Genomic DNA, 19880 nt, shown 5'->3' with positions numbered 1-19880 from the left:
TTTTTTTTCTTTTTCCTCTCACCTCCTTTCTCTTTATTATTTTAAAAGCAGAATTTTATCGATTGCAGTTTTTGAATCGATCTTTGCCCTGATAAAGTAGATACCCGAAGAGAGACCCGTGGGTATCCAATGAAATTCATTGATACCTGTTTTGAAATTCCCCTGATAAACAGTAGCCACCTTCCTGCCCGCGAGATCAAATAATTCTAATCTGCCGTCAGATTCTTGGGTGACCGTCAACTGGAGATGGACTGGATTGCCAATTTTCCCGGGTTTAGGGAATAATTTTAAACCAAAAGAGACTCCCCCTTTAACTCCTTCTTCTATTCCTACTATATCCTGCCTTATTATAAGCAGCCCGGTGCTTCCATCTGGAAGATAAACAAGACTCCGATTAACCAATACCGAGACTGCGGAACTTAAAGAAAGGATATATCCAGCTTCGCTTGGAGCGTTTGGATTTCGAACATCTATTACCCGCATACCACCCAATGTCCCATCAGCGACAAAACAGTAGCCATTATAATACTGAATGCCGGAAGCTGTTCCCGGTGTATCACATGAACCCAAAAGGATTAATGTATCTGGACTTGAGGCATCAAAGACTTTGATTCCCGCAGTCCCATCCGCGGCATAAAGATAATTGCCGAATAATGCCACTCCATAGGTAATACCATTGGTATCATAATAACCGGTCTCCACCGGATTTACCGGATTAGAGACATCGATTATTCGCACTCCCTTTGTGGCATCAGCAACATAGGCAAGGTTGTTCGCAACTACCACATCATAAGCAAAGCCACTGGTATTATATGTTCCAATGATCACTGGATTGGAAGGAATTTGGACATCTACAATGACCAGCCCCTGACTCCGGGCAGCAACATAGACCCGATTGCCTTCCACAAAAAGTCCTAACACATCATCACTCAAAGCAAGTTTTGCCACCTCTACAGGGTTTGTAGGATTGGATATCGACAATACCCGGAAGGTATCTTCTTTATCACCAACGAAAAGATACTGACCGCCCAATCCAATCGTTCCAAGATTGCCCGGGATGGTTACCTGATTTACAAAATCGGGCAGGGTGGAGTCACTGATATCTAAAACTGTTATACCCTTTGCACCATCTGCGATATAGGCATAATTTCCATGGATCACAAGATCATTAGCCCAGCCAGGAGTATCATAATGACCAATGAGATTGAGGTTTGCAGAATGGGTTAGTTCTGTAACCCTTGTCCTTCCGAAACTACCGTCCGCGGCTAAACGGAGATTGCTCGCATTCATTGCTGCAATATTGACACGGAGAGAGCAACTTAAATTGGGACATGTCCAGATATACTTACCTGTATTAGCCACGTTATTAGCAATCAACGTCCAGCGAAGGGAATCATAACCTTCTCCATCTGTACCCTTTGACCACCACAATTTCAGGTAACTTATGTCTGAACCCGTGGTATGCCAGCGGATGGCGTATTTTAAATTTTTGAACATGACCGGGAGATTGTAGATATCGCCTCCTCGGGGATAATCAAGGATGACATTATTGGGATTTGAGCCACCAGGGATTAGACTTACTACATAATCATAAGACCAGACACCGTTGTAATATGTCCCCAATGGCCAGAGCGGTTCACCGTTGTCCCAGGTGGTGTGGACGATCACGAAAGTATCGTTACTGGTAATTTCGTAGCCTACTCCGGTCACAGAATGGTTTATATACTCATTCATTGGCGGATACCAGTACTGGATAACATTCCAATGGCATGGCCGCTGGGCATCGATCTCGTTTTTGAGATAAGAAAATACCCATTGGTTCCAGTAACCACCCTGAGGGGAAGTAGAAGCACTGAATGAATAACCATTGTAGGAATTAGCCACTGTCAGCATCCCGGGTGCAATGTTACTGATGTAAGTGCCACCGGTTAGGGTATCGGTATTCATCGCCAATGCAAGTTCCCGATTTGTATTAGCACAGTCGTTCCATTCATTCTCCGGCGTATCCCAGTGAGTATAGAAATAATCTACAAGTTTCCCATAATTCCTATGATCCCAGTACCAGAACATCATCGAAGCCGCGGTTGGTGAACAACCATATACCCAATCTATGAAGGGGACCGAATCGATGTAATTGCTTTGCCGGCTTGCAAAATCTTCATTATTAAGATAATAATTCCATTTTTCCCGGGTCCAGCGTTCCAAGACTGGCTCGGGTTTTATCCGGAAAAGTTCATCCTCGGTCCTCAGTTGCAAATTTAAAACATTGATCAAAACTTTTTTACCCCCAATCCGAAAACCGGCGTACTCCTCACCGGTCCCAAAGTAATAGTAGCGATCCAGCTCCGAAATATGAGCAAAAGCTTTTTCCAATCTCTTCTTTGCCCGGTCTAAAAACCTTATACAATGGGGTTGACCCTGATAAACTTCGCCTATCGGTGAAGTGGTGTATCGCGCACCCATGATAATAGTTATGTAATCGCCATCCGTCTCCTCGAATACCAGTCCGTAGGCATTAGGATTTTCATCCCATCCGTAGTAAGTAATTATCTGCGACAATGATAAATTCTTACCGAATCTCGGATTGAGAAATTTGTAGGCAACCTCCTGAATTTTTTCCCGGGGGATGAATTCTGTTGCTCCTAAAAATCCGATTATCAGAACCACAACGCTTATTTTTTTCATCATCCACTCCTTTGCAGGGTGGAGTCGATGACCGACCCCACCCTGCTTAAGTTTTTAATTAAAACCCAAAGAGCAGGCCGATCCGATGTGTCGCCCTGAGCACTCCTTTATTCATATAGGCATAGTCGATACGCATCTCCCGGCCACCCATCTTGAGATTGAACCCCACACCACCGGTAAGGTTGTTGAGCAACCATTCGGTGTTATCGCCCCAGTTTGGATAGGTCCATTTCTGGGCAGTGGAATCGTATACCGGTTCAGCTCCAGTCATCGCCTTCATGTAATCAATATTGAGATACATCTTGTATCCCGCGCGCAAGAAAATAGTATTGAGATAACCGTATTCCAGACCTAAATTAATCGTTTCGTAATTATCATTGGGATGGTTCAGGTCAAGTGCGACTGTTAAACGCTGGGCCTCGGTCTCGACCGGATTCATGGCGATGCCAAAACGGAAGATGAGCGGCAAGGGGAAGGGAGTTGTTTTTACTGAAACCGGAACTTTCTGGTAGTCGAGTGGTGAATCCGGGAATGGGTCAGCAGAGCGGTCTAAATTCCTTCCTCCGAAACTGATATCCGCACCGAAATTGGACATGGCAGCGGCAATCTTCAATCCCTTAAAACCGGTGTTATAATGAATCCCAAAATCGGTCGCAATCCCGGTCGCATTCATATCCCAGATCATCTCCTGAATAGCTTTAATTGTAAAACCAGCCGCAAGACGGTCGGTAAACATCCTGCCAAAGGAGATTCCCACGGCAAAATCCGAGGCATTGAAATATCTGCCGGTTCCTGTATCCTCGCGCACGGTTTTGGTATTCGGATCATCAACATCGGTTATCTCCATTTTGCCCATCGTGAGTGCTGTGAGACTGAAACCGAGCGTCCCCATATTTGTAAGTGGTATTGCCCCAGTTAGATATTCGTGCTTGATATCTGCAATCCATTCGTTGTGCTGTAAGGCAAACTGCCGATTACCTATCACACCCAGTCCGGCCGGATTCCAGTAAGTCGCCGAGGCGTCATCAGAGATCGCAACAAAAGCCTCGCCCATAGCAGCACCCCGGCCCACGCTGATCTTTAAGAACTGGGCACCAGATGTTCCCAGTTTTGCAAAATCGGCAAAGAGTGGAATGGCGATGACAAGAATGATTGCAAGGTACCTCTTCATTTTTGCCTCCTTAACGAATGATAACAAACTTACCGGTCTGCTGACCAACCTTGGAATCGACATGGAAGACATAGACTCCGCTCGCCACCAGCTGTCGATTATCCGTCAATAAATCCCACCACTCATCACCACCTGCATCACCCTGGACCGAACCGACCGTTGCCTTATGGACAATCGTCTTAACCAAATCGCCATTCAAGGTGAAAATCCGGATCACACAATCCGAAGGCAAATTGATAAACCGTAAGCGTCGGATAAGGGAAGATTGTTGCCACTCATTATATACGAGATAGGGATTGGGCACGACTTTTACATTCAGCGTTACGACTGAATCTAACAGAACTGCGGGTTGGGAAACAATTTTAAACTCCGCACCAAACGGTGCTGGTGCATATTGAGTGGTTGCCTTTACCACCCAGACATCATTCTCTGAGGGTCGTGGATGACCGGGTTTCATCCAGGTCTTACTGATTCCAATTTTGCCACTGCAAATATATAGATACCGGGTGCCCAAATTGGGCTGATTGGAGTAAACGAGCGTATCCGTAGAACCCGATAGTGATACAAAACACCAGCCATCAGCCAGACTATCGACCACCGCATTATTTGGCAAGAAATAGGGACGATAGGGTATCGTGTCACCGGTCATCATATCCACAACCACCACCGTGTTCACCACTCCTGAGGGATCCTTCTTTTTCCAGATTACCCGGAAATCATTACCTCGATATGCCCAGTTGATTGGCCAACCGGCTGCGGTTGCATCTAAACGGATCAGCGAATCTGGATAAGTTCCTGATTCCTTTACCACCTCACTGAAGATCACCACGCTACCTTTGGTCCTCGTCTTGATAAACCAAGGTGTAACACTCACACCATTGACTTCTTTAAATTCATAGAAATATTGATGCGCAAAACTATCCACAGGCATCACCAATTTGAAACTATCAACTGGATTGCGGTCCTTATCCAGGAGATAGGTACTATACTGAGGTTGATTCCCGACCCGGACTATAGGTCCAAACCTGAGATACTGCTCGTCGGTCTTCATATTCAAAGGATACACGATCTTGGCATTTACATTGGAGGTCAAGCGAGGATTACCTGTAACCCATTCTACTTGGACATTACCCTCTTTATAATTCGCCGGTTCCCTTCTCGGCACTGCTACCACACCAGTCAAGCCACTCTCAAAATAGATCGGCCTTGGACCTGCAACTTTCACTGTGTCATAGTAGTAATAGATAAATGTATCGATGATCACCGTATCCGGATAGACAATGGTATCGATCCAGACATGGGAATCGACGACATAGATCGAGTCAAAGTAGTCTTTCACAAAATTGTAATCAAATGAAGTCACTGCATAGTAGTAACCGAAACCATTCCGGACATCGGTATCAACGAACGAATGGGCAAGGCCGGCGTCGGTAGCCTGCAGGGCAATTGAGTCCGGTGCCTCAGGATCTTTAAAGGTAATACCATTGGCTAAGTCAAAGGATGCAATCAAACTCCAAGTACCGGTCTTGCCGGTCGGACTCTTCCATATGCGATATCCTTCAAAGTCGTATTTTTTGTAGTAAGGATCATAGGTCTGTGGATTCTGGGGATTACTGACTACATCGTAGTAGGGGTCTGGTGCAGTCTCAGGCGTGTTATCCCAGATTAGGGTAACCTTTCCATCACCTGGCACACAGGTTAATTTCGGCGGAGGAGGTGGACCGGGCAAAAGCCAGTTCATATCATATATGTACTGAACCGTCTGGTCAAGCTTTGCCAACTGGGTATCTGGACGCTCTACCTGGTCATATGGCCAATCGACCAACATAATTCCGACCAGCACAGTGGCGATTGAATCAGGATCAAGGTCAAAGGGACCGCTACACTGTAAGAAACGCTGGTCATCAGGCTGAGGAGGTGCAGTGTCAAAAGGTGTATATTCGCCAGTCTTAAAGTTGTAACCAGCAAGGGTTACATAACGTTCATTATCTTTATTCGGCTCGAGGTTGAGGGTAAACCGTTTGAATGCCGTCATACCGAGCTGTGGGATCTCAGAAGGATCGCGCCAGTCAGGTGTGCCATCACCATCCACATCCCATTGCGCCTGAGGAACATTGCCTGCATAATAGGCACTATCCCTTTCATGCTGGTCAGGGATGCCATCGTTATCTTTATCCTGGCCCTCTTTCAAATCCCAGGGGCTCTGGAGATAATCAAAACCGATTGCACCCGGTGGTTTCAACCAACCCTGTTCCCATTCTTTCTGGTATTGATAGCCGAGGTTATCAACCCAGAGCGATTCACCGTTTATGACATACCACTGACCGACAATCCCGGAGATGATATCATTAGCATTTTGCCCAGCTTCATTTCCAATATCATTATCGGTACAAATACCAAAATAACAATTGGTCAATTTTTTACCACTTACATTCTTTAACTCGACTTTGACAAAGATGATATCCCGAGTTGTGCTCAGATTCCAGGCATAGACCGTTTGATAGACCTCAAGTCCGATTGGTCTGGTATCACCAGGCATATGCTGGTTGATATCAAGATCATTATAGGCACACCAAGAATCCTGATGGGATTTTGGAACCTGTGGCGCCATTTGATAGACATCAGCCGGAGGTGGCCAAGGTGATGGATATAAGAAGATTATCGCGTTGGGGTCGCCGGATGACATTGTCGCTAATCCAGGAACATATTCGCTTTCGCCACCATGAGGACCATAACCGATCGTCACCAAGGTATCCGTGCCGTCGATCGTACCAAACCAGGAACCAGCACCAAAGATATAGGTATTGCCACTCCCTTTGGGCCAGAAAAGACCTGAATTACCTGCCTCAGTCTGGCCAAACTTGCCGTAGTTGGAGACACACATCTCCACATTATTTATATTATGCTTGACGATCTGGAAAGGCCGGTACTGAGGCACCGGAGTTGCAGTCCGGCAAAAACCGAGTACGGTAAAAATAATGATTAATGCCAGTATCCTTTTCATCTTTGCCTCCTAATTAAAATCCCAAACTAACACCTAACTGCACTCGGAATGGTCCGTTGTAATTTGTGGGATCGAGATAGTAATCCGTCCGGGCCGCAATATAAGCCTTTTTCATCTCAACTGGAGTGATGACACCATCATGGTTATAATCCGCCTGCGGTGAATAACGGGCTGAGGCAAGTGAGAGATAACCAAACTGGGTAATCAGCGGTTCAGGATCACCATGATTATCCGGATCACCAGTTGTAGTATAGACCTCAATTATCTGGCGGGTGTTGAAAAGATTATTGACGAGTGCACTGAGCACCAGTCTTGTTGGACCGATCTTTATCGGTCGGCTGGCATTCATATTCACATTCCAGTAGCCTGGCATACGTGCAGAATTTTCATCACCGAGTTTATTGCCTCTAAGGTCTTCAGGGGTATATGGATGGCCCGAATGGTATGAGAAGACAAAGGAAGAATTGAAGTTCTGGAGCGGGATGAAGACAAAATCTTCAGGGAGCGAGAGGTCTAGGTTGGCATTCACTATGTTTCGTTCATCAAAATCAAGCCAATAATCAATAACCGGTGGTTGCAAGGGCAGGCCGGTGATCGGGTCAATACCTCCATAGTAGAAATCGTAATAAAACTCACCTGCATAAGAGGCGGTTCCTTTGGCGAACTGCAATGTATAACTTAAACCGAATGCCCACATATTTGACATCGTCTTCTGGAGGCTGAATTCAAACCCTTTGATATTTCCATAGTCGACATTGAAGAACTGGAAATAGGGCATAGGTAATGCGATGACCTGTCGGATCTGGGAGAGGTCATAGACATCTTTAAAGTAAGCGGTGAACCCGAACACGACCTCGGGTGTAAATTGGTTTTCAATCCCCACCTCATACTGAACGGTTTTCTGAGGTTTCATGAAGATGTTACCGACAATGGTATTGCCGCGGGAAAGGGCAAGTCGAATTACTGCAGTATCGGTGGTGCCGAACATATCATCAAGTCCTGGTAACTGGAAGTAGTGTCCATAATTGAAACGGAATTTCATACGTTCGGTTACCGGCAGGGAGAAACCTAAACGCGGTGAGAATTTGAAGCTCTTGTCTGCCCACACCAGGGTGTCATTGTTTGGATCATTGGGAACTTTATAGGTAAAGCTCTTGGGGTCAAAGTAGTCAAAACGGAGACCCAACCTGGCAATGAGCCCCTCAAAGTCCATCTTATCCTGGACATAAGCAGCAAATTTATAGGGCGAACGCTCATAATAGTCCCAGAAGGGATTGGTCACCCAAGGAAGGTTATTATCGTAGTATTTCAAATTGTAGCCGACATAATCGATGCCGGTTTTGAATTCGTGAATCTTGCCCACACCGCGGGATACATCAAACCGTGCTTGGATATCATCATTCTGCCAGTAACGCCAAACCCGGTAATCGCCATAGGTATAGAAAAGACCCTCAATCCCGTATGGATTATTTCTCAAGGCATAGACATCCCGATTTGTGTACTCTGTGTGGTATTGCATTACACTATCCACAATCACATCTTTGGGCGGGAGTCTATCTTCGGTCAGGTATTTAATGCAGTGTTCAGCCTTCATCCGGTAGTCATTGAACCACCTCTGATTGTGCTCCTCTTCCCATTCATAATCCCTGGTCCCATAGACACGGTCATAATGGGTGACACCTGCCTTGAACGAGAAAAGGGTCTGGGCATTGGGCATGTAATTGAAAGTAGAAGAAAGGATATAGTTCTTGGTCCGGCTCATCGGTCGACGTTGGAAGTATTTTAAACTCCCTGAGCTCCAAGTCACATACTGGTCACGGGAATTGAAACCAGTAAGCGTCACCTTTCCTTTATTATTCGGGATCAGATATGATAATCTTGTCTGGGCGCGGTAAGTATTACGGGGAGAGGGTACTTTGTATAATGCTTCCCTGTAAGCATCGGTGAGCGTAAGTTCACCGGAAAGGAAGTAACGCACTCTTGGGAATCCCGGGATTGGTCCGCCAAGGGAAAAGTCATAGAGATTGTAACCAAAATTCAATTTATCCTTAAGATCTCCGGCAAAGAATACTTCGTCGGTTAGATAACGAAACGTGCCTGAGGGCTTTGGACCACCTTCTTTGGTAACAATGTTTATGATTCCGGAGAGTGCCTCGCCGTATTCTGCATCAAATCCCCCACTCACTACCGTTACTTCCTCTACTGCTGAGGCATTGACCTGAGTTGATTGAAGTCCAGTATGAGGAACCTTGGTCATAATACCATCAACATAATAGGTTATCTCCTCAGCCCTTCCACCACGAACATGAGTTCCAAGATTGGATGTTGAAACCCCTGCCTGAAGGGTAACGACCTGGTTGATCGTGGTGACCGGCAAACGAGCAATATCTTGGGAGGTCACGGAATGACCGCTCTGGGTCTGGGAAAGGACAATCGGTGGTTTTTCCGCCACGACGGTAACTTTTTCCACTTCAATCACCGTAGGTTTTAAACGGAAATTCAAGGTCGTCGTCTGGTCCGCATTTACAATCACCTGGGTATAAGTAAATGGGTCATAACCAAGGTAAGAAGCGGTGACGCTATAGGTTCCAGCAGGAACATAAAGAATCACAAATTCACCTTTCTCATCGGTTGCCGCACCCAGTTCGGTGCCTTCCACAATCACATCCGCACCAACCAAAGGATCACCGGTCTCTGCATCTCTCACCCTACCGGTGATCTTTCCGTATTCCGCAGCAAATAGAAAGGCACCGACGAGGACCATTGCCAAAAGTTTCTTCATCACACACCTCCTTATTTAACTCTAATTGGTATGAGCCAGAAGCGCGCCAAGACCGGACTTGCGGGTTTCACATAATAGAATGCATCGGTTACTATCGCTTCAATCACTAAGTTAGTTACCCCTGAACCAGTGATCTGAATCTTCCCGGTCCCATCCAAAAGTTGCACCTTCTTGCCATCCTGCTGGGCGAAGAAGGTACAAAGGGATTCCGGAATTGTGCCGCCAATCAATAGATCAATGGTCAATGTATCACCATTGGTGTATTCAAGGAGTGAATCAATATGGCGGAGTCGATTCATGGCATGTGGATAAGTAAGCGTATCATAGTTAACTGCCCAGATAGTGTCAGTCTTGCCTGTGCTTTTCGCGGTGAGATAAGCCCTGGAAATATAAGGAATACTCGCACCTCGGTTGGGTATCGCATAATTCCCATAGGAGATGCGCTTGAGGAGCCATTCTCTCGGTTCCTTAACCTTCCAGACCGAATCCTGTGCATCTTCGTCCCAGACCTTTTCTTTCACCGGTTCAACATAGAGATGGCGTAAACCTTCCAAAGTCAAAGTGTCATATGATCGGTAGCCACCTGTGCTATCAATTCCGAGAGAGTCAAGTTTTCTGTCGGTATCTCCGGGAGGATAGAAATAGAAACCCCGGTATTCCACATCAAAATGCACACTCCTTACAACCTTAAAGGTGTCAAATAGGTATACGGTGCAGGTCGTGTCCTTTGTATACCAGAGATCTTTAAAGCGTGCACTGCTTGCAATCTTGTCACAGAGACTATCCACATGTTGCTTTACCAAGATTGATTCACCACGGAAGAAGGAATCAGAAGCAGGTAGGGACTCCGGGCTTATATCCTTGAGCTTCACATTGATGTACTGATTGAGAAGGATATCATCGGTTTTAAGAAAGTACGGATATTGAGCAAGGAGGTTATTAATCAGCGAATCATCCTCAGGGGTGCCATTATAAAATTCTTCTGGTGGCTCATTTCCACAATTAATAAACACCAAAGGAATCATAATAACTAAACTCAGCCAGGTTAGATATTTCATTCAAGCCTCCTTTGTTGTTTCTCTCCAGATAATGGCTTTCTTTGCTATTTTTGATCTTATCACCCCCTTTCATTAAATTCTAACGCAGATATTATAATCGTTATATTTTAAAATGTCAAGGACTTATTGCAACTTAAAATCAAAAGGAATATTGACCCGGACCCGGACAAATTTATCCCGTTGTTTCGCCGGTGTAAATTTTGCCTTTCTCGCCGCGGCGAGTGCTGCTTCATCCAGCATGGGATTACCGCTTGATTTAAAGATTTTTGCTTCCATCACACTTCCATCGATATCGATTATCGCCTCTACATATGCCTTACCTTCTATACCTGCCTTACGAGCCAATTCAGGATATTCCGGTTTAGGGATAAAAACCGGCTTGGGCTTTACCTCCACACGGGCATAAGGAATGATCTCTATTTCCGGGCCCGTCGGTTGGGTTCTGATGATTTCTTCCCGAAACTCAGTGGAAGCAATTGTCTCCACGGCCTCTTCTGTAACTTCAGTCGCCGCAGCAGCAACCGCGACTTTCGGTCTTTCGACTGGTGGTGGTTCTTCGTATTTTTCAATCTCAGCCGATATCTGCTCCACCATCGTCACGATCTCTTTTTTCAATTTATATGGCTCCACCTCAGCATAAGGTACAAAAAGGAATAAAAGAATCAAGATAACAATCCCAATGAGCATACCGGCACGAAAATAGATGCCATACATTAGCTTGTGGTCATTCATCTTAACCCCCAAACTCAGTTGCAAATGTAATCTTAAACGCCCTTGCTTCCTTTAATTGATCCAATACTACATCCACGGTCCCATAATCGATATCCTCGTGAATATTCAAAATCGTAATCAGATCAGGATTCTCAGCGATTTTAGGTGCAATGCGGGAACTCACCCGCTCTTTAGGCACCAAACTGTCATCTATGAATACACGCCCATTGTGGTCAATGAAAAGATGGGTGATATTGCGACGGATTAGAATCCGTTCCGTGGACTTCGCCTTGGGCAAGGTGAGTTTTAGATTAAGGGTCGTGGCCCTAAAAACAGTCGTCACCATAAAAAACAGGATGAGCAAAAAGGCGACATCGGCTGTAGAGGCGGTAGGAATCTCCGGTGTCTGGGTAAATCTTCTTATAATGCTTTTGCGCATCACTCCTCACTCGTTGGGATCAAACTTATCTTATTAGCCCGCAATTCCCGACCATCTTGGGTGACAACCCGGCACAATTTTATCTGATCTAAAACCGCAATCATCGCCTGGTAACGCGCATCCCGGCTGGTTTTCAAAGAAACGACAAGAAGGGTATCTCGCTCCAGTAATTTTTCTTCAACAATCCGGCGCACTTCAGAATAATTCTGGGGCGATATATCTATTCCGTCATAGCCTGCAGCCCTCAATCTCAATGCGCCCTCTGGATTGATCAGGATCGAAACAACATTCTCCGGTTTTACTTTGGTCTCCTGCTGGCTTTTTTCCGGTAACAACATCTTGATACCCTTCTCGCGTGTAAAAACCGTGGTGGTCATAAAAAAGATGATGATCAGAAAGGCAATGTCACCCATGGAGGCAGTGGGAATGCTGGGTTTGTTTTTTTTCTTCGGTCTCAATTCCATCTATTTTTTCCTTTTCTGATAATGCTCAATGAGATAATCAATCAATCCTGCTGCCACTTCTTCCATATCCTTAGTATAACCATCAACCTTGCCCGAAAAAAGGATATGGATGATTGCCAGGGGTGTGGCAATTAACAATCCCCACTTCGTTGTTATCAATGCCTCGGAGATACCGCTGGCAACGATTGTGGGTTCAACTTCTCCCGCCGCAGCAATCGCGGCAAATGCCCGGATCATACCCGTGACCGTGCCCAAGAATCCTAAAAAAGGTGCAACCGTGGTCAAACCGGCAAGGAGTGCCATGCCACGGTCCAAAAATGCCAGTTCTACCGCGGCGGCACGGGTAGCGACTTCTTCCATCGCATCTTTGCCTTTATCGGCTTTTTCCAGAATCGCCTTGGCAATCTTGGCTGCTGGTGACGAAGTCTGGTCACATAACGCAATTCCCGCATCCACACCCTGAGCATCTATTGTAGAGACCAACCGCTCCATAAAGCTCTTAGGATTCAGCCTTATTTTTATCAACAAAGAATAAAGCCGCTCAATTATAATTGCCAGTCCCAAGATGATGCAGACCAGCAACAACCACATCACGCTTCCGCCAATTGCAAATTCTTTGACCATATGCTATGCCTCCTTTCTGTTATTCTCCATTATATCTAAAAACTCCACTATGTCAAGCACTACTTTGAACTTGCTGAATAATAGAGGATACCGCCAATGAGAGGAAAGATCCCGGCGCCGAGAAAAAGAAAACTTTCCAGACGGGCAAGCCCAAGCGAACCAACGATAAGTTCAAAGAGATCCCCAGGTCCAGCCACACTCAAAAGCGGAAAATAAAAGACCATCCGGTAAATATGAAACCCGGCAACCGCGACAAGAAAAATACTGCCGATGATGGGGAATATCCAAATGCCCTTTCCACCGATCAAATTCAGCAGCCGTTTTAATATCAATCCGAAAACGACCAATGAGATGATGGTAAGCAAAATTCCAGCCATAAAGATCACTTCGGCAATTATATCTGGCCTCATAGATTCCTCCTTATATTATTTAAACCCCTCACTTACCTCGGGTCACCCGGTGAAAACGAAAATTGGCAATGAGTGAGAGAATCCCGGATAGGAAAAATAGTCCGTAGGCGAGATAATTGATCCCTCCTTTGGGAAGCATCATCTTCCCTCCAATACCGCAGAATATCAACTGGAAAAAGGCAAAAATGAGAATACCTGTTGGCGCGATGACCATAAACTGCCAGTTAGTCTTTTCGCCCAGGACGATCTCATATCTGCGGGCAATTATCCCTAAAAATATAAAGGCTAACCACAAGAGCAGGGCGCCTAAAACCAAAAGGTAATTGGGAATTATTGCCAGCGATTGATAAGTAGATTCATCGATACCAAAGGGTGCAGAAAATATCAAAAAAGCCATACCACCTCCTATTTTAATCGGGCTAACAATTTATTGGTAAGGTCTCTACCCTTGGTAGGACCTATTATCATTCCGGCGGCCTTACCTAAGGCGAAGATAAAACGTCGGATTTCTTCTTCATAAAGCTCTTCAGGCTTAATCCGCTGGGCTTTAAGTTGGTTTTGAAATACCCGCTCGGCAAAATCACCAAGATATTCTTGAACCAGTTTTTTTAATTCATCCAGGAATTCTGGAGGGTACTTCTCCTTTGGTTTTGCCTCTTCTTTAACAATCGCCTCACCCCTCTTTTTTAATTCTTTTATCGCCTCCAGAATATTGTCGTATATAGCCATCTGCACAGTCGCGAAAAGGTGTCCGATAATCTCTTCCTCGCTAATCTCACACAAAAGACTCTGATTCTTCCCTATTATCTCTAAATTTTCAATCTTTATACCTCCAAGCGCACCGATTGTCTCAAACACCACGGTCGCGGTCTGATTGAATTTATACCCCAAATCCGCCCCGCCTTTAGAGGTGAAGATAGTGCCGTCCTTCTTCACGATGAAGGGAAGTCCCAAACCCCGTTCTTCAATACGGTTCAGAATCTCTTCTGCCATAAATCCCCCCTTACAGTTGCTTCATTTTTTCAATAACCGATTGAACCTTTACACGCGCCTGAGAAGAGCCCATCTCTTCTACGGCTTTTTTCACCAGAAAATCAATGAGTGTTCTTAGGATCTGGACGATATCTTCTTCTTTCTCCGGTGGTGGAGTTTGTTTGAAAGCCAACTTATCTTCAATAATACCCACCAAAGGCAAGATATCCGCCGCCAAAATTCCCAGTCCTTGATTGAGTATCTCAATCCAGTGGTCCTTTTTACCTCCGCTCCCGAACTCATCTACCAGCATATTTAGCTGCAAAAGTTTGGATTTAATACTTCTGGGTATTTCAATTTCCATCCGTGGTTTTTCTTCGGTAACCTTTGCTGCTTCTATCTCCTCTTTTTTAACCCCCTCTGGAATTTTCTCCGTGACCGTTTCTTTTATCTCTTCTTTCACCTCTTTTTTCTGAATCAATTGCTCTTTTACTCTTCCCATAAACTCCCTTGGATTCTCCTCCCGCACCACCTCAATACCGAGATAATGATTTTCGTGAGGAAAGATAATAAGTCGATTCGCTCCGTAACAGATGGTGATGAATTCAATCTCACCCAGATTTAAAGTATTCTTAATCACCTCGGCACCCGAAGAGAAAAAGGCTGTCAGATCTCCAACAGGTGAAGTAGATGAACCCTTGACTTCTTTTATTGAACCGTCCTCAGCATTGACCACAGCATAGTTTAATATCCCGGGTATCCTATCAAGTATTTCCATCTCCACTCCTTTTTATCTTAACTCCGCACCCATCTCTTCAAGTTTCTTTTTGAACAAAAGTTTGCCGTATAATTGAGGTCCCTCATTCTTGATAAATTCCTCAAAACTCTTCTTAAAGGTCTCAATCTGGTCTTCGGCGAGGGAATTTAGAATTTCAATCTCAAAAGTCTCTTCGTTTATTTTTATTGCTGAAGAAAGCATTTGGTTCTCAGCATTCATCTCGGACCACCGCTTAAACCAATTCAAACCATTCTTTCCAAAAGTCTTGAAGAAGGCATTGAGATATTTTATAAGTCCCGCCATCAATCTTTCTGCTTCCTTTGGATCATAAATCAAACCCTGCTCTTTGAGCCATACAATCGTCTTTATCGTCTCATACCCTCCGAGTTGGGATTGGGCAATGATCTCATTCACAGTTCTTCTTCCATCAATCATCGCCAGAATCTGCCAGTCAGTCCGACGCAGAGCTACGGCTGATGGCAATTCCTTTGTGGATTTTGCCAGCACCGCATCCCTTGGTGGTAAACGGTCTTTAATCTTTTCAAATTCAATCCGTCGCCTTTCGATACTCTCATTTAGTCTGCCCACATCCTCGGAGATAGTTTGTTCAACTGCCCTAACACCTGATTCAAATACTCCTTTCTCTAAGCGAACCAGCGAAAGGTTGAGCAGGGATTCAAATCCTTTTTCGGTGCCATCCGTCGCATGTACAATGCGGCCATCTTTGAGATAGATTTCGCCGTTTAACTCTCCTGTAACCCTCACCACCCCAGTTTTTTGTCGCTGGACGAGAAATTGCAAAACATCTGGAAGATTGAATTCTTTTAAATTCACTTCCAAATCCGGCATCAAATCACCCCCAGCCAATTATGGAGCAGAAAATAAACCCGGCCGATAAATAAAGAAACACGCGCCATGACCGTATAACCAAAAGAAGCACCAAAAGAGATCATCATAAACCAGATGCCAATCTTGGCGCCGAGACCCAATGCCCCTTTATGTTCTTTGGAAAAATAGAAGTAGACCAATGTAGAAATAACTCCACAGATAATCAAGAAATTGGAAAAGGCTTCAAAAAAAGGAATTCCCTTCAAGGGCAAGAAGGTTGCTTGCAATTGGGGGAAGATGTCGCCCTGGACGATCTGGGTAATGGAAACAGCCATTGCTACACCCATGGTAAAGGTGAGGGGGATGCGCACCATCCACGAGATTCTGGGGATGAGCGGTGCAAACATCAAAAGTCCGATAAAAATTGGAAAGATATTATACCACTGCCCCCTTTTAAAAAGGGGCTCAAACAAATTGGGCCAGGCATAATCAAACCAAAGTACCACTGCCCAGTATCCAGCGGAAACGCCGACAAATATATTCTCGGCAAGTTTATAGAAGGGATTGTCTTTATAAAGAAAGGAATATATTGCCAGGGTCAATAATGCTGCAATCCAAGTCCCGATTATGTTGATCATCTCCTTCTCCTCTGATATAAAAGTATCACATTCCCGAGGGCGATAAATCCAACGAGGAGAAGATGGACTATCGACTGGGAATCCATACCTCTTAAACCACGTCCCCTTTTATTTACGAGTGTCTCATATTCTGCAGCACCCTTTAATCCTCCCAAAAGTCCGACGAGCTGTCCAGAGCTCAGGTAGGGATACTGCTGGGGTGCCATTATTGCCGTAGTTGCTCCACAGATCGGAACACCATACCGCGCATGAAAATATATTATCCAGTGCAAAATTCCCGGGTCGCCGGCAGAAAAGGTCATCACCAGCGCGAGGTCGTGGGCTGATTTTACCTTTCTGCCTAAAGGGAATGAATCGACGGGGATACCTTGATAATCCACTTTTACCACATCCCCAAAATTTCTTCCCAGACTCAAAAGCATCACTGCGCCACCGGGTCGGTAGCCGATATTGATAAAATCCTCACCATATTTTTTATTATAAACCTGCGCAATCTTGTTAAGGGCGATATTACCCAATTCACTCCCAGCTGGCCAGAGTCCCATCAGATATATCTTCAAGTTGCGGCGGAAGCAGTGTTCAATAAACGCCTCGGTCGCTGGATATAATTCGGCTTCACTACCGGGGTCGTAATCCGTAGAGATAAGCACCACCGAACCTTCAGGTAAAGATTCCACCATCTCATAGACCCTTTTTACAGGTTTGGTGATGTCCACGGGCAGATTCAGGGGAACGACCATTGGAACGATCACAGCTAACGCCACCAGAAGAAAGATCACCCTCCGATCCAGACGACTTAATCGTTCAAAAACCTTCATGATTATCAGTATTGATGCCCGGAAGCATACTATTTTTCTCCGCCGCCCATATAACTCCGTTCAATCCCTAAAAGAACCCTCAACGCCATGGAAAGCAAGCCAAGGTCAATCCCGAATAAAATGCCTCTTTTCGCCGCGGTATTGGGCACACGCATTATCCATTCTACCAGGTCTGGAAATTTATGCCAGAGCAGATAGCCGAGCGGAATCCTTCCAATCATCACCAACACCGCTGCAATCAAAAGCAACGTTGCCTCAGGAGTTTTTGCCCGGAATGCCCTGAATGAAGCCGAAGCGACAAAGAAGGCAAGGAGGGAAAACATCGTCGCACCCAGGGGTACCTGAAAATTTTCAAAAAGATAAAGAAATAATCGGGAATCACGCCCGCCAATAAATCCCGCTCCGAGCATAATGCCTAAGAAAGAAAGAAGGATTATGCTATACTCCCAATCTTTCAATCTTCTCTGTATCCGATCGACATTGATCTTTATCAGATTGAATATCCCGATGAAGACAAAAAAGGCTGCCACACCCTGATACCACAACTGGAGCATTTGAGCACTGGATTGGGCAAATTTCGCGGGGATAAAAAAAGTTATGAGCATGTAAAATCCACAAACAAAGACGATCAGCAATGGCAAAATTACCTTCATCTCATTCTACGGTATTGAATAGATTGATGAAAAATTGCCAGTCAAGGAGCTGGCTTATCACCCCGATGATGATCACCACAATAAATATAAACTTCCCAAAATCCTGTCCCTTAAGTGAACCAAGCTGAACCGGTTCCTGGGATAAATAGGCACTCGCCGCATATAATTCCTCTCCCAGTAATGTATAATCACAGGCAGCCACAAAGAATGGCAACTGGTCCGGCATCGCAGTCCCGGCGATCTGCACCGCGCCAGTGGAATGCCCGGTCTCAGCGAGGATAAGCGATTCCGCATAAAATGTCCCCAGATAAAGATTGGTCGCTGGTTTTTCCCGCACCATAATCCCATCCACTGCTGAAACATAGGCAAACTGGTCATCTGTTATGTATCTTATATTGTCGGGATTATACCAATCAGGACGTCCCACCCTGGTTGCCGCTTCTTTTACCACCTGCTGGGCCATGGTCATTGCCATGGAGCGGCTGGTGGGAACATAAAGGGGAGTTCCATATTCTGCAGTCTTTTCAGCAACCCGCGCAAGGATGCTCATCGAGGCAATTGTCTGGGGATCATCGATATCCATTATCCCGGGAACATATAATACGGGCTTGCCCATTTCCGTTGCCCTGCCAATGGCTTCTTCAATCGCGTTAAGCGCAGAGATTTTCCGGATAAAAAGTTTCTGGCGCTTGCGAGCACGTCTTATATAGAAAATGATCACCGAAAAAAGAAAAACGATACAGACTGCCATGGGCAGACGGGCGGTATGGAAGTACTGGACCACTGCCCTCACCGGTCCTGCAGGTTGAGAAAGAATCTTCAGAGTATCTTTCTTTCCGGCAATCTGGTAATAGTAAAAAACCCCCGAGTTTAAATCTAAATCCTGATATTCCCGGTCACTCCCGGCAACTTCAGCGATCTTTTCAAAATCGTTACTATTAGCAGCACGGCGGTAGATCTCAAAGGATTGAAAATGCCCTGCCGTCTGCCATTTCAGTGTAATACTTGACCCATCATCATTAGGCGTATCAAAAACCTCCAGTTGAATATCCATCCCCAAAACCAATAGCAGGAATAACATTTAATAATTTTATTCAAAATTTTTTGAATGTCAAGAGTAGCACAGCCTGACTCCTCTCCGCTTTCTGTCAAATCATTTTTATGCGCTAAATTATTAGCGGTAGCCGCACCCTTCAGGGTGCGAGATACCCTGGGATTTAAAAACATTTATCCGCAGGCTAAAGCCTGCGCCTACCATTTTACCGGTTACCACCCGACTAACTTTTTATTTATGCAATGCGAAAGCCTTGCCCTACGAGGGGCATCAATCAAAACCTTGTCCGACACTGAAATTATTGGGTGCCCTTATCAATTTTGCCCATAGGTTTTATTGTCACTAAATAAAACATTTTATAAAAATGTGGAGAGGACTCAGAACAGGAGAAGGCATCTTTGCGTTTTTTTTAAAATAATAATTTGCGGGGATTATGTATAAAGAAGTTATGGCAGTAAAGAGTGTTAAAAATTAAGATTTATGCCAGTTCGTAAGTGGAAGGGGAAAGCGTTTTTTAAAATTTTTAATGTAGAAAGTAGAGATCTGACGCCAATGACTTTCAAATGTTCTCCAATGCCCCCAGGTTATTCCACAGATACCGTTTTGGATGATAGTAATAAGGCCTGCTATTTGCTGAAATAGCAGGCCTTGAGTAGAATTATATTTTAATTGCTACTTTGAGACATTCCCTTCAATTTCGGTTGTGTTTGTATATATCGAGAATGACCCGAGAACCATGTTAATTAAATAGTCAACGAATGAATAGTAAGTTTTAGCCCTGACATTCTTTA

The 19880-nt window shown here is 44.9% G+C and carries 18 protein-coding genes; all 18 read right to left on the bottom strand.

The annotated features are described in order from the left end of the window. Positions 1–36: 36 nt before the first annotated feature. Positions 37–2685 carry a T9SS type A sorting domain-containing protein gene (locus ABIL39_06065; GenBank protein MEO0165685.1) on the bottom strand — a complete coding sequence of 883 codons (2649 nt, stop codon included), beginning with the start codon at positions 2683–2685 and terminating at the stop codon, positions 37–39. Positions 2686–2743: 58 nt separating this feature from the next. Next, on the bottom strand, positions 2744–3856 hold the full coding sequence (locus ABIL39_06060; protein MEO0165684.1) for a PorV/PorQ family protein: 1113 nt from the start codon (positions 3854–3856) through the stop codon (positions 2744–2746). A gap of 10 nt (positions 3857–3866) precedes the next feature. Next, positions 3867–6860, bottom strand: coding sequence for a hypothetical protein (locus tag ABIL39_06055; GenBank protein ID MEO0165683.1), 2994 nt, complete (start codon positions 6858–6860; stop codon positions 3867–3869). A gap of 13 nt (positions 6861–6873) precedes the next feature. Then, a complete protein-coding gene (locus tag ABIL39_06050; protein MEO0165682.1) occupies positions 6874–9642 on the bottom strand; it encodes a TonB-dependent receptor in 2769 nt (922 codons plus the stop codon). An 11-nt stretch (positions 9643–9653) separates the two neighbouring features. Continuing rightward, the gene (locus tag ABIL39_06045; GenBank protein MEO0165681.1) at positions 9654–10700 is read right to left on the bottom strand and encodes a hypothetical protein; all 1047 of its coding nucleotides are present in this window, start codon (positions 10698–10700) and stop codon (positions 9654–9656) included. 123 nt (positions 10701–10823) lie between these two features. Further along, on the bottom strand, positions 10824–11432 hold the full coding sequence (locus ABIL39_06040; GenBank protein ID MEO0165680.1) for an energy transducer TonB: 609 nt from the start codon (positions 11430–11432) through the stop codon (positions 10824–10826). Between the two features lies 1 nt (position 11433). Next, a complete protein-coding gene (locus tag ABIL39_06035) occupies positions 11434–11850 on the bottom strand; it encodes a biopolymer transporter ExbD (protein ID MEO0165679.1) in 417 nt (138 codons plus the stop codon). Then, positions 11850–12314 carry a biopolymer transporter ExbD gene (locus tag ABIL39_06030; GenBank protein MEO0165678.1) on the bottom strand — a complete coding sequence of 155 codons (465 nt, stop codon included), beginning with the start codon at positions 12312–12314 and terminating at the stop codon, positions 11850–11852. Before ABIL39_06030 ends, ABIL39_06035 begins: the two co-directional genes overlap by 1 nt. Continuing rightward, positions 12315–12938, bottom strand: a complete 624-nt coding sequence (locus ABIL39_06025) for a MotA/TolQ/ExbB proton channel family protein (GenBank protein ID MEO0165677.1) — start codon at positions 12936–12938, stop codon at positions 12315–12317. 59 nt (positions 12939–12997) lie between these two features. Continuing rightward, positions 12998–13348 carry a hypothetical protein gene (locus ABIL39_06020; protein MEO0165676.1) on the bottom strand — a complete coding sequence of 117 codons (351 nt, stop codon included), beginning with the start codon at positions 13346–13348 and terminating at the stop codon, positions 12998–13000. Between the two features lie 28 nt (positions 13349–13376). Beyond that, positions 13377–13745, bottom strand: a complete 369-nt coding sequence (locus ABIL39_06015; protein ID MEO0165675.1) for a hypothetical protein — start codon at positions 13743–13745, stop codon at positions 13377–13379. A gap of 8 nt (positions 13746–13753) precedes the next feature. Then, positions 13754–14341 carry a hypothetical protein gene (locus tag ABIL39_06010; GenBank protein MEO0165674.1) on the bottom strand — a complete coding sequence of 196 codons (588 nt, stop codon included), beginning with the start codon at positions 14339–14341 and terminating at the stop codon, positions 13754–13756. A 10-nt stretch (positions 14342–14351) separates the two neighbouring features. Then, positions 14352–15098 (bottom strand): roadblock/LC7 domain-containing protein, encoded by a 747-nt coding sequence (locus tag ABIL39_06005; GenBank protein MEO0165673.1) that lies wholly within the window; start codon positions 15096–15098, stop codon positions 14352–14354. A gap of 12 nt (positions 15099–15110) precedes the next feature. Beyond that, entirely contained in the window at positions 15111–15947 is an 837-nt protein-coding gene (locus ABIL39_06000) for a DUF4388 domain-containing protein (GenBank protein ID MEO0165672.1), read from the bottom strand. Beyond that, positions 15947–16564 (bottom strand): hypothetical protein, encoded by a 618-nt coding sequence (locus ABIL39_05995; protein MEO0165671.1) that lies wholly within the window; start codon positions 16562–16564, stop codon positions 15947–15949. Before ABIL39_05995 ends, ABIL39_06000 begins: the two co-directional genes overlap by 1 nt. Beyond that, entirely contained in the window at positions 16561–17382 is an 822-nt protein-coding gene (locus tag ABIL39_05990) for a hypothetical protein (protein MEO0165670.1), read from the bottom strand. Before ABIL39_05990 ends, ABIL39_05995 begins: the two co-directional genes overlap by 4 nt. Positions 17383–17411: 29 nt before the next feature. Next, positions 17412–18035, bottom strand: coding sequence for a hypothetical protein (locus tag ABIL39_05985; protein MEO0165669.1), 624 nt, complete (start codon positions 18033–18035; stop codon positions 17412–17414). Between the two features lies 1 nt (position 18036). Then, entirely contained in the window at positions 18037–19116 is a 1080-nt protein-coding gene (locus tag ABIL39_05980) for a DUF6754 domain-containing protein (protein ID MEO0165668.1), read from the bottom strand. Positions 19117–19880 lie beyond the last annotated feature (764 nt).

The organism is candidate division WOR-3 bacterium, from assembly GCA_039802205.1.
Lineage (GTDB): Bacteria > Hydrothermota > Tepidihabitantia > SM23-42 > JAOAFX01 > JAOAFX01.
This window is presented reverse-complemented; position numbering and strand designations above follow the sequence as displayed.